This is a genomic window from Rothia koreensis (assembly GCF_052232265.1).
GTDB lineage: Bacteria > Actinomycetota > Actinomycetes > Actinomycetales > Micrococcaceae > Rothia > Rothia koreensis.
This window is the reverse complement of record NZ_CP197643.1, coordinates 2,698,118-2,709,809: the sequence shown is the minus strand read 5'-3', so window position 1 is coordinate 2,709,809 and position 11,692 is coordinate 2,698,118. Positions and strand designations below refer to the sequence as shown.

Annotated in this window: 6 protein-coding genes; 1 reads left to right on the top strand and 5 read right to left on the bottom strand. The window is 65.8% G+C overall.

The features are described 5' to 3' along the window. Positions 1-15 precede the first annotated feature (15 nt). Positions 16-852 (bottom strand): aldo/keto reductase, encoded by an 837-nt coding sequence (locus ACTSLZ_RS12060; RefSeq protein ID WP_443095167.1) that lies wholly within the window; start codon positions 850-852, stop codon positions 16-18. Between the two features lie 83 nt (positions 853-935). Between ACTSLZ_RS12060 and ACTSLZ_RS12055 the strand changes: the two genes are divergently transcribed. After that, complete coding sequence (locus tag ACTSLZ_RS12055) at positions 936-2,321, top strand: MFS transporter (RefSeq protein WP_443095166.1); 1,386 nt, start codon at positions 936-938, stop codon at positions 2,319-2,321. 139 nt (positions 2,322-2,460) lie between these two features. On the opposite strand, the gene ACTSLZ_RS12050 is transcribed toward ACTSLZ_RS12055, so the two are convergent. The 4 genes from ACTSLZ_RS12050 to ACTSLZ_RS12035 all read right to left on the bottom strand — a co-directional run bounded on the left by ACTSLZ_RS12050 (position 2,461) and on the right by ACTSLZ_RS12035 (position 11,625). Beyond that, positions 2,461-4,062 carry a GMC family oxidoreductase gene (locus tag ACTSLZ_RS12050; protein WP_397555942.1) on the bottom strand — a complete coding sequence of 534 codons (1,602 nt, stop codon included), beginning with the start codon at positions 4,060-4,062 and terminating at the stop codon, positions 2,461-2,463. 25 nt (positions 4,063-4,087) lie between these two features. Next, the gene (locus ACTSLZ_RS12045; RefSeq protein ID WP_443095165.1) at positions 4,088-5,563 is read right to left on the bottom strand and encodes an aldehyde dehydrogenase family protein; all 1,476 of its coding nucleotides are present in this window, start codon (positions 5,561-5,563) and stop codon (positions 4,088-4,090) included. Further along, positions 5,560-7,803 carry a choline BCCT transporter BetT gene (betT, locus tag ACTSLZ_RS12040; RefSeq protein WP_443095164.1) on the bottom strand — a complete coding sequence of 748 codons (2,244 nt, stop codon included), beginning with the start codon at positions 7,801-7,803 and terminating at the stop codon, positions 5,560-5,562. Before betT ends, ACTSLZ_RS12045 begins: the two co-directional genes overlap by 4 nt. 126 nt (positions 7,804-7,929) lie before the next feature. After that, on the bottom strand, positions 7,930-11,625 hold the full coding sequence (locus tag ACTSLZ_RS12035) for a DEAD/DEAH box helicase (RefSeq protein WP_443095163.1): 3,696 nt from the start codon (positions 11,623-11,625) through the stop codon (positions 7,930-7,932). Between the last annotated feature and the right edge of the window lie 67 nt (positions 11,626-11,692).

Genomic DNA, 11,692 nt, shown 5'->3' with positions numbered 1-11,692 from the left:
GGTCGGACCCGGCGCCTATTCCATGGTCTCGGTCGGGTTCATTCCGATGCGGCCGTCGTCGCGCGTCAGACCGTTGATGGCCTCGACCTCTTCGTCCGAGAGGCGGACATCCACAGAAGCGAGGTTGTTGACGATGCGTTCCGGCGTCACCGACTTCGGGATCACGACGTTGCCGATCGCCAGGTGCCAGGCGATGATGACCTGCCCCGGCTGGGCGTCGTGCTTCTCAGCGATATCGGTCACGACCTTTTCCTTGAGGACGTCGCCGCCCTGGCCGAGAGGCGACCAGGCCTCGGTCTTGATGCCGAGCTCCTCGTTGACGCGTCGCATGTGCTCCTGGTTGAAGTACGGATGCAACTCGATCTGGTGGATTGCGGGGGTCACGCCGGTCTCGTCGATGATCTCCCGCAACTGCTCCTCCGGGAAGTTGGAGACACCGATCGACTTGACCTTCCCCTGCTTCTGGAGCTCGATGAAAGCCTTCCAGGTGTCCAGGTACTTGCCGTTGGCCGGCTGTGCCCAGTGGATCAGGTACAGGTCCAGGGGCTTGGTGAGCCCGAGACGCTCGATCGAGGCGTCGAAGGCCTCGAGGGTCGACTCGTAGCCCTGATCGTCGTTCCACAGCTTGGTGGTCACGAAGACGTCGTTCTCGTCCACGTCGGACTCGGCCAGTGCCCGTCCGACGCCCGCCTCGTTGCCGTAGATCTTTGCGGTGTCGACGTGGCGGTACCCGGCGTCCAGGGCCTGAACGACGACCTTTTCGGCGACGTCGTCCTCGACCTGCCACACACCGTACCCCAGCTGCGGGATCTGGTTGCCGTCATTGAACGTGATGTTCGGTGAGGTTGCCAAGAAAGCATTCCTTTCATCGTGGAACCGTATTCGTGGTGCATAACCCCTGACCCGGCGAAGGTATTCCCGGCTAGTCTTTGGTCATGGCCAGACTGCTCATGGACCTTTCGCCGTTGAAGAAGTATCCGGACTTCCGACGTCTGTGGATGGGGTCTGCGTTCTCGACCCTGGGCTTCCAGGTCACGTCCATGGCAGTGTCGCTCCAGATCTTCCACATCACGGGCTCCACGTTCGCCGTGGGATCCGTGGGACTGGTCGCCGTTCTGCCCCTGATCGTCGGAGGCCTCTACGGGGGAGTCATCGCGGACGCGCGCGATCGGCGCCTCGTCGCACTGACGGTATCGGTGATCCTGTGGCTCGTCAGCGTGCTGATCGCGCTCCAGGCCTTCCTGCACCTGGAGAACGTGTGGGTTCTTTACGGACTGATCGCGGTGCAGTCCTTCGTGCACCCGATCAATCAGTCCGCCCGTGGGGCCATCATTCCGAAGGTGGTCGGGCTCAAACGCCTGCCGGCGGCCAACGCCCTGAACATGTCCGTCAATACTCTGGCGACGACGCTCGGCCCGATGCTGGGCGGCTTCCTGGTCGCGGCCGTGGGATACGGGTGGACGTACGCGGTCGACGTCGTGACCTTCACGGTGGGGCTCTGGGCGCTCTACAAGCTGCCCGCCCAGGTTCCGGAACACGACGGGACCGCACCGGCCCGCGGAGTGAAAGCGGTCATCGACGGCTTCGGGTTCGTGCGGCGATCGCCCGTGATCTCGATGACGTTCGTGCTGGACGTGTGCGCGATGGTCTTCCTGTTCCCGCAGGCACTGTTCCCCGCAATGGCGATCACGGTGGTCGGGGGCAACGCGGCCGTGGCCGGCCTGCTCTCCGGAACGATGACATTGGGGGCCTTCCTGGGGACGCTTCTCTCGGGTCGTGCCGTTGCGGTCACCCGCCAGGGCGCGGCACTGACCTGGACGTACGCGGGGTGGACGATCGGGATGCTCTGGTCGGGAGTCTCGATCGCCTGGATCGCGGTGGCGACGACGCCGGGGACCCCCACGGCGTGGGGCGGGCTGGCCTCCTGCATGGTGGGGCTCATGGTCGCCGGCGCCTCCGACGCCGTGGGCGGCATCTACCGCTCGACGATCCTCCAAACAGCGGCCCCGGACACGATGCGCGGCCGGCTCCAGGGGCTCTTCATCGTGACCGTCACGGGCGGGCCCCGGATCGGGTCCGGCGTCATGGGGGCGGCCGGCCAGTGGGCGGGACCCGGCCTGGCCCTGGTCTACGGGGCCGTGGCGTGCGCGGCGAGCGTCGGAGCGCTCAGCGCGAAGTTCCCGCAACTGCGCGCCTACCACGCACCGGTACCGCCGGAAACCTCCGCCATCGACACCCTCCAGACACCCCAGGCCCGCACCGAGACCGCCGAGATCCCTCGCGTTCCGCCTCCGCCGGCCCAGCGCCCGGACGAAGACTGACGGCGCGCCAGGAAACGGCGCGCCAGGAAACGGCGCCCGAGGAAACCGCGGGCGCGGATCAACGGGATACCCGAAAAAGAACGGGGCACCCGGTCGCCGCCTCGACGACGACCGGGTGCCCCGGGGCAAACACGAGCTTCTACGCGTTGTCCTCCGTCACCAGCTCCGCGGCGCGCTCGCCGATCATGAAGCAGGTGATGTTGGGGTTGACCGCAACGATTTCCGGCATGACCGACGCATCGGCCACGCGGAGTCCCTGGACACCCTTGACCCGGAGGCGCGGGTCCAGAGGCGAGTCGATGTCGTCCTCGGGCCCCATGCGCACGGTGCCGACCGGGTGGTAGACCGTGTTGTGGGTCTTGGCCACGTAGTCGGCGATCTCTTCGTCCGTCTGCACGTCATCGCCCGGGAACAGTTCGCGGCCGCGCCAGTCGTCGAGCGCGGGCTGGGAGACGATCTCCCGGGCCTTGCGGATCCCGGCGACCATGATCGCCATGTCGTAGCCTTCCTCGTCCGTGAAGTACTTCGGATCGAACTTCGGCTTGTCGCGGAAGTCCAGGGACCGCAGGCGCACGGTTCCGCGGGAACGGGCATGAGGCACATTCGGGGTCAGGCAGAAGACGTTGTCAGCGGTCGGGTAGCCGCGGCGCAGGGTGTGCATATCGAAGTTCACCGAGCCGTAGTGCATCATGAAGTTCGGCCGACCCGGGAACTCGTCCTCGAAGGGCACATCGAGCTGGGTGAAGATTCCGATCTCCCACCACTGCGTCGAATCCTGCACCATCGGCTTCTTGGCCTCCCACTGGATGACGGCCTCGGGATGGTCCTGCAAGTTCTCGCCCACACCGGGGGAGTCCTGCAGCACGTCGACGCCGACTTCACGCAGGTGATCGGCAGGTCCGATGCCGGAGAGCATCAGCAGCTTCGGGGTGTCCACCGCGCCGGCGGACAGGACGACCTCCTTGCGCGCGCGGATCGTCTTGGCGATGGCGAACGCGTTGTCCACGACCTCGACGCCGATGGCCCGCTTGTCCTCGTCGAACAGAACCCGCTTGACCTGGGTATCGGTGATGAGATGGAAGTTTTCCCGACCACGGATCGGGTGAATGTAGGACACCGCCGACGACGAGCGTGTTCCGTCAGCGCGGCGGTTGATCTGGAAAAAGTTCGCCCCGTTGGTCACGGTCTTGCCCGAGTTGAACTGGGTCCGGGGGATCCCGGCCTGTTCGCAGGCGTCCAGGACCGCGACGCCGCAGGGATCCTTCGGCGGAACGTTCATGAGGTGCACCGGACCGGAATCGCCGTGGTGCTCGTTGCCCGGGGTTCCGGCGTCCTCATTCTTCTCGAGCTGCTTGTACAACCGGAATCCGGTCTCGGCGTCCCAGCCCTTGGCCCCGAACTTGTCCTCCCACTCGTTGAGATCCTCTTCGGGCGCCCAGAAGGCGATGCACGAGTTGTGGGAGGAGCATCCGCCGAGGACCTTGGCCCGGGCCATGCGCATGAAGGAATTGCCCTTCTCCTGCTCCTCGACCGGGTAGTCCCAGTCGTAGCCGGACTCGAGCAGCTCCATCCAACGGTTCAGGGCGAGGACCTCGTCGATGCCCTCGTCGTCGGGGCCCGCCTCGATCAGCGCGACCTGCGCCTCGGGGTTCTTCTCGCTCAACCGCGCCGCGGTCGCCGCACCGGAGGAGCCGCCTCCCACGACGACGTAGTCGAATTCCCGCTCTTGGGTTTCAGTCATATCCTGGTGTCCTTTCCGTCTGCGTCTACTGGTCGTCGCCGAACCAACCGGTCACGGCCGGGGCGGTGTTGTGGTAGATGTGCTTCGTCTCCTGGTACTCGCCGAGCCCGTGCAGACCCAGTTCGCGACCGATGCCGGACTGCTTCATGCCGCCCCATTCGGCCTGCGGCAGATAGGGGTGGAAGTCGTTGATCCAGATGGTTCCGTGGCGCAGGCGGGATGCGATGCGCTCGGCCCGGCCGGCGTCGTTCGTCCAGACGGCGCCCGCGAGTCCGTAGAAGGTGTCGTTGGCCGTGGCCACGGCCTCGTCCTCGGTCGTGAAGGTCTCGATGGTCACGACGGGACCGAAGGCCTCGTCGCGCACCACCGACATGCCCCGACGCACCTGGTCGATCACGGTCGGCTTGTAGTAGTAGCCCTGCGCGAGGTCACCCTCGGTCGCCCACTCACCACCGCAACGGATCCGGGCGCCTTCCTCGACGCCTGCCTTCACGTAGTCGGTCACCTTCTGGCGGTGCTGCTCCGAGATCAGCGCGCCGGTTTCGGCGTTCTCGTCGAAGGGACCCCCGATCCTGATCTTCTCGGCGCGACGCACGAGCTCCGCGGTGAATTCCTCGGCGATCGACTCCTCGACGACGATCCGGGAGCCCGCCGAGCACACCTGGCCGGAGTGCACGAATGCGCCGTTCAGGGCGTTGTCCACGGCGGCGTCGAAATCGGCGTCGGCGAAGACCACATTGGGATTCTTCCCTCCGAGCTCCAGGGCGATCTTCTTGACCGTTGCCGCTGCGGCGGCCGCAATCTTCCGGCCCGTGACCAGACCGCCGGTGAAGGAGATCAGGTCGACGTCCGGGTGCGAGGACAGGGGAGCGCCGGCCTCCGCGCCCGCGCCCAGAACAAGGTTCCCGACGCCGGCCGGCAGGCCGAGCTCGTCCAGGATGTCCATCAGCAGGATGGCCGTGTGAGGGGTCAGCTCCGCGGGCTTGAGAACGAAGGTGTTGCCGGCCGCCAGAGCCGGGGCGACCTTCCAGGCGACCTGGAGGAGCGGGTAGTTCCAGGGAGTGATCATGCCGCAGACACCCACGGGCTCGGTCACCACACGGGAGGACACGTTCGGATCGCCCGCGTCCACTTCGCGCCCGGCGTCCTGGCCGGCGATCTTGCCGTAGTACTGGAAGCATGCCGCGATGTCGTCCATGTCGAGCTCGGATTCGACCAGGCGCTTGCCCGTGTCCAAGGACTCGGCCCGAGCGAATTCGTCCTTGCGCTCACGCAACCGGCGGGCGACGTCGAGCAGGAAGTCTCCTCGCTCGGGTGCGGTGACCTGCCACGCGCCGTCGTCGAATGCCGCGCGCGCCGCGGCGATCGCGGACTCCGTGTCGGCCGAGGTCGCTTCGGCCACGACTCCCACCTCGGTGCCGTCGGCGGGGCAGATGATGGTGCGGGTCCCGCCTTCGGACGCGGGGACCCACCGGCCGTTGATGTACAGCGTGTTACTCACTGATTTCCTTCCTTCGTCGCGGAATTCTCCGTGTTCTCATGATCCGCCACAGGGACGTCCAGCGGTGCCGTGAAGTCCATGGACCAGTCGGTCGTGGCCATGGACGAACCGATGATCTCGGTCGAGCCCGCCTCCTCGACGGTCGGTCCGCTGATGCGGATGAATTCGATGTGACGTTCGTGGTTGTCCAGAACGTCGTGGATGAGCTGCTCCTTCGTGTACCCGTAGACGTCGTAGCCACGGGAGCCCGTCAGGGCGAAGGGCTCGAGGCGGTAGTAGTTGTCCTCGGTGCGCGCCGGACTGAGCAGATACCCCGGCGTCGGCCAGGCGACCGGGTACACCTGGTACGTGAAATCGCGTTCGCCGTCCATCCTCTCCGTCAGCGTGACGTACGGGATGGAGGTCGCGAAGTCGACCCCGTGCTCGACGACGGCGTCCACACCCTCGGCGCGCAGGGCCTCCCCGACCTCGTCCAGGGCAGGGGCCACCACTGTACGGACGTACCGCGTGGCGGACCTCCGGCCGGGGTAGGAGACAGAGCGACTCAAGCGCTGGCGCCAACTCCGGGTCTGGGACGAGGGCTCGATCGACGCCGCGCGGTTGGCCGCGCGCACACCGGCGAATGCGGCCTCTCGGGATTCCATGTCCGCGCCCTCGACCCGCAGCGCTTTCCACAGGCCGAACATGACCAGGTAGAGGACGATCGCGAAGGGGAGGCCGAACACGATCGTCGCCGACTGCAGCGTCGCAATACCTCCGATCAGGAGCATGGCCAGGGTCAGCAGACCCGTGGCCGCGGCCCAGAAGATCCGCATCCACTTGGGGCCGTCCTGGTTGGGGTCCTCGATCTTCGAGGCAAAGTTCGACATGACCAGGGCGCCCGAGTCGGCGCTGGTCACGTAGAACAGCAGACCCGTGAAAGTCGCCACTGCCGCAGCGGCCGTCGCCCCCGGGTACTGGCCGAGGAGGGTGTAGAAGGCCTGCTCCGGTGTGTTCATGATCGAATCACCGAAGGCCGTGTTCTTCTGCTCGTAGATCAGGTTCAAGGCGGAATTGCCGAAGATCGAGATCCAGATCAGGATGAACGCGAACGGGATGGTCAGGGTTCCCACCACGAACTGGCGAATCGTGCGGCCGCGGGAGATGCGGGCCAGGAACAACCCCACGAACGGGGACCACGCGACCCACCAGGCCCAGAAGAACAGGGTCCAGGTGTTCATCCAGTCGGTCGGGTGGTCGAAGGCCATCGCGTCCAGGGTCATGCCGGGGAAGCGGCTGAGGTAATCGCCCAGGTTCATGACCAAGCCGTTCATCAGGAAGTCGGTGTCGCCGAAGACCAGGACGTACAGCAGCAGGGCGAGGGCCAGGTAGATGTTCAGCTCCGAGAGGCGGCGGATGCCCTTGTCGACGCCGGACACCGCGGAGGCGATCGCCATGAGGACCGAGACCGCGATGAGTCCGGCCTGGACGCCGACGCTCTGAGGGACGTCGAACAGGAACTGCAACCCGTAGTTGATCTGCACGACGCCGATTCCGAGCGACGTCGCCACACCGAACACGGTTCCGAGCAGAGCTGAGATGTCGACGGCGTCGCCCGCGGCTCCCTTGATGCGTTTGCCGATGATCGGGTACAGGGCGGAGCGGATCGACAGCGGCAGGTTGAACCGGTAGGCGAAGTAGCCGAAAGCGAGGCCCATCAGCGCGTACATTCCCCAACCGGTCAGCCCGTAGTGGAACAGGGTCCAGACGACGGCCTGGCGGGCGGCCTCAGCGGTCTCACCGTTGCCCTGCGCGGGGCTGTAGTACTGCGTGACCGGTTCCAGGACGGAATAGAACATGAGGTCGACGCCGATGCCCGCGGCGAAGAGCATCGCGGCCCAGGAGAACAACGGGAACTGCGGGCGCGAATGGTCCGGGCCGAGGCGAATCTTCCCTTGTCTGCTCGCCGCCACGACGATGATGAACACGACCACGGCGGTGCCGGTCAGGATGTAGAACCACCCGAAGTTCTGGGACACCCAGGCGACCACGGTCCCCAGGACGCTGCTGGCCGAGTCCGGGGCCAGGAGCGCCCAGAGGGAGATCGCAACGACGCCCAGGGCGGCGCCCAGAAAGACCTTCCAGTTGGTGGTCATCGGGGCGTATCGGTGGGCTCCGGTCGGAGGGTTGGCCGAGTCGGGAGTGGGGGACGGTTCCTGGGAACGAGTAGGGGCTGCTGTGCTGTCTTCGGGTCTGTTCATGGAGTCTCTGCGATCGGTTGCGTACTGATAAGTCTGCTTATATCCAGCCGATCAACATTAACCCATAGCCTCGTGGTGCTGGTACTTGATGTCGTCACCGTTCACTCGACGGACGACGTCGTGCTGTCAGCCTTCGAGGAGACCCCGGATGTCTTCGGCACCGAAGGCCGAGGAGAAGATCTCGCCCTCGTCCATCACGGCGTCGAACAGAGCCGCCTTGGAGTCCTTGAGGTCCATGACTTTCTCCTCGATGGTTCCCGAGGACACGAGCCGATAGACCATGACATTGCGTTTTTGCCCGATGCGGTGCGTCCGGTCCACCGCCTGCGCCTCGGCCGCCGGGTTCCACCACGGATCCATGATGAAGCAGTAGTCGGCCGCGGTCAGATTCAGCCCGAATCCGCCGGCCTTGAGGCTGATCAGGAAAATCGGTGCCTTGCCCTCGTTGAAGGCGTCCAGGACCGCCCCACGGTCTCTCGTCGAACCATCGAGGTACAGGTAGGGGATGCCCTCCTCGTCCAGCACCTGGCCGATGAGCTTGAGGAAGCTGGTGAACTGGCTGAACACCAGGGCCCTGTGCCCGTCCTGGATGATTTCCGGCAACTGCTCCCTGAGATAGGACAGTTTCGAGGACTCGACGTCCCGTTGCTCCTCGTCGACGAGCCCCGCGGCCAAGGACAGCCTGCGCAGCATCGTGAGGGACTGGAAAATGGTGAACCTGTTCTTGTCCATGTCCTGGAGCAGACCGAGGATCTTCTGGCGCTCCCGCTGGAGCCTCGTGTCGTAGACCTTGCGGTGCTCCTCGGTGAGGCCCAGATCGACCCTGTGCTCCTGCTTCTCCGGAAGTTCGGCCGCCACGAGCTCTTTGGTGCGGCGCATCATCAACGGACGAATCCTCTTGCGCAGTCTGGGCAGGGCGTCCGGCGCCTCGCCGCTCGAGATGGGCTTGGCGTAGAAGTGGCGGAACTTCCTGGCCGAGGGGAACAGGCCGGGTGCCGCGATCGAGAACATGGACCACAGCTCCATCAGGTCGTTCTCCATCGGGGTGCCGGTCACGACCAGAGTGAACCGGGTCGGCAGATCGCGGGCGATGCGATGGGCTTTGGTCTTGGCGTTCTTGATGAACTGTGCCTCGTCCAGCACCAGACCGGTCAGCCCGAGTTCGCCGTACTGGTCGCCGTCGATCCTGAGCAGAGCGTAGGACGTGATGACGACGTCGGCACCTTCCGTCCGCTCGGCGACCGAGGACTTCGCCTTGGCCGAGGTGGAGGTGACCAACGCGGTGCTGAGGGTCGGGGCGAAGCGGGCGATCTCCCGCTCCCAGTTGGGGGCCACCGACGTCGGTGCCACGACCAGGAAACGGGGGCGCTGGGCGGCGTCGGACCGTTCCTTCTCGTGGACCTCGAAGGCGTGCAGGAACATCGCGATGGCCTGGACGGTTTTGCCCAGACCCATGTCATCCGCGAGCACGCCGCCGAGCCGGTGGTCGTACAGGAAGGAGAGCCACCTGAACCCCTCGAGCTGGTACGGACGCAGATGCGCCGTCAGGTTCTCCGGCAATTCGGCCTGGGGAATCTCCTCGAGCTCGAGGAGCGACTGGACCGACTCGTTCCATTCCTCGGCCACACGGACGTCCGTCGCGAGGTCCTCCAGATCTTCCCAGAGGCCGGCCTGGTGGCGGCTGATCTGCAGCGGGGCAGACTCGTCGCGCAGTTGGCGGGCCTCGGACATCAGGTCGCGGAGCTTCTGGAATTCGGGCCGGTCGAGCCGGAAGTAGGAACCGTCGCCCAGGAGGAGGTGCTTCTGGCCGGAATCGAGCGCCCTGAAGATGTCGGCGAAGGGCACGTACCAGTTTCCGGCACGAACGGTGACTCCCAGATCGAACCAGTCACGGTCGCCGGTCGATTCGACCGACACCGTGATCTGCGTGTCCGCATCCAGGGACTTGAACTCAGGAACGTCCCCCTGGGTGCGGACCGTGACGCCCGGCAGGGCCTCGACCGCGGGTATCACCCGTTCGACCAGGTCATGGGTCTCCCAACCGGAGCAGTTCGTGTGCCGGAACGACATTTCCGGCAGAACCCGGCGCACCTCGGAGACCACCGCCTGCTCGAGCTCGTTGTCCCGAATCTCCCGGAAGGGATCCGGGCGGCCGACGATCACGGGAACGCTGACACGGTCCTCGCCGTCCGCACCCTCGGACCCCGGATCCTCCGCGGGGTCATCGGGCCACCGCACGGGAGATTTCGGGTAATTCCAGAACCAGTCCGACGACGCCGGGAACACCGTGCTGCTCTCTTCGGCAGGTTCGTGGAAGGTCACTTCGAGCACCAGTTCGGGGATCTCGACCTCGGGCAACGCGGAGGCGGCGTCGCCCTCGGGGACGATGCTGACCCGGCGAGCGATCTGCGGGTAGAAGTCCTCGGCGAAATCCCTGATGTCCGATTCGGGGATCGACAGGGCGCCGTCCTCCGCAATCGACCGTGCGAGCGGATTCGGCGGCTCGGACAGGGGCAGGAAGAGGACTTCGGTATCCTCCGAAATCCATCCCACGTCCACGGCACGGGCCGCCAGTTCGGGCAGCGGCGAGGGCTGGGTGGTCTGCCAGGTGCCGGAATCCTGCGCTTCGCTGACGTATTGCGCGTGCACCGAACCGCCCAGCGCAACATACGCCTGGGGAGAGCGCGGGTTGCCGAGGGGGAAGAGGGACTGCCCGGGAACCCAGGTGGTCTCCTGGTCCCCGTTCTCATCCGTCGGGGGCCCGAGAGGAAGCCGAAGACCGGGGGAAATCTCCAGGCCACCGGATTCGTCCTTGTCCACCCGCAACTCGAGTTCCGTGTCCGGAGCCAGCCCGAGGGACACGGGCCTTCCTCGGACGAGGATCGTGATGTCGATCGAGGCGGCCCTCTCCAAGAGGTCCCAGACCAGGGGAGACGTCACGTGCTCGAGGGAGAGATGATCGTGCGACGACACGTAGGGACTCTGATCCGCATGGACCACGGCGTAGAACTCGCGGAACCACGAGGCCTGGTCCTCGGGAATGCCGAGGTCCGGCATCGAGGACTTGGAGAACTCGCCCCAGCTCAGCCCACCCTTGATCCATTTGCCCCGTGCTCCCAATTTCAACGGGCGTGCGGTGATGCGGACCGGGGCCGCCGCATCCCCGCCGTGCAGGCCCAACCCATGATGACGGGGAACCTCGAAGTCCAGATCCAAGGCGCTGGGAACGTCCTGACCGACGACCTGGCGCTGGGACTGGAGGGCTCGCGTCATCCGGCGACGCCACGAGGACTGCATCTCGCCCAGGGCACGGTTCGAGGACCGGTTCGCGGTCTCCGTGGCAGAAAAGTCGGTGAAGGTTTCCGCGGCGGAGGCGGGAACCTGCACCCCGGACTGTTCGGACCAGCGGCGGACCGCATCCGGCAGGGCACCGCGGTCGGAATTCCTCTCCTGCGGTTCACCACCGGACGACGCCGATCTGATCGGTTGGCTCTCGGACGGCTCGCCCCAGCCGCCCTCGTGGAACCAGCCCAGCAGCGCGGCCACGACGTGCTTGCAATTGGTGCCCACCGGGCACGAGCAGAACGAGTGGAACGGAGCGGAGTGGGTGACCTTTTCCTCGGGGAAAATGACGGTTTGTGAATACGTCTGGCGCTGGCTGCCGGAGACCTTGGCCGAGAACGTCAGGCTGTCGGCGTCGTAGGTCGCGGAGAGCACCTTGCCCGCGCGGTAGTAGCGCTCACCGCGACCGAACGCGTTGTGTCCGGCCGCGGAGATGATCTGTGCGACGGACACCGGCAACTGCTGGGCGGGAAATGGCATAACTTCCAATCTAGTACTTCTGCGAAGACATTGAGAGGTGGGTCTTTTCATCTCGGCCCGTCCCTGG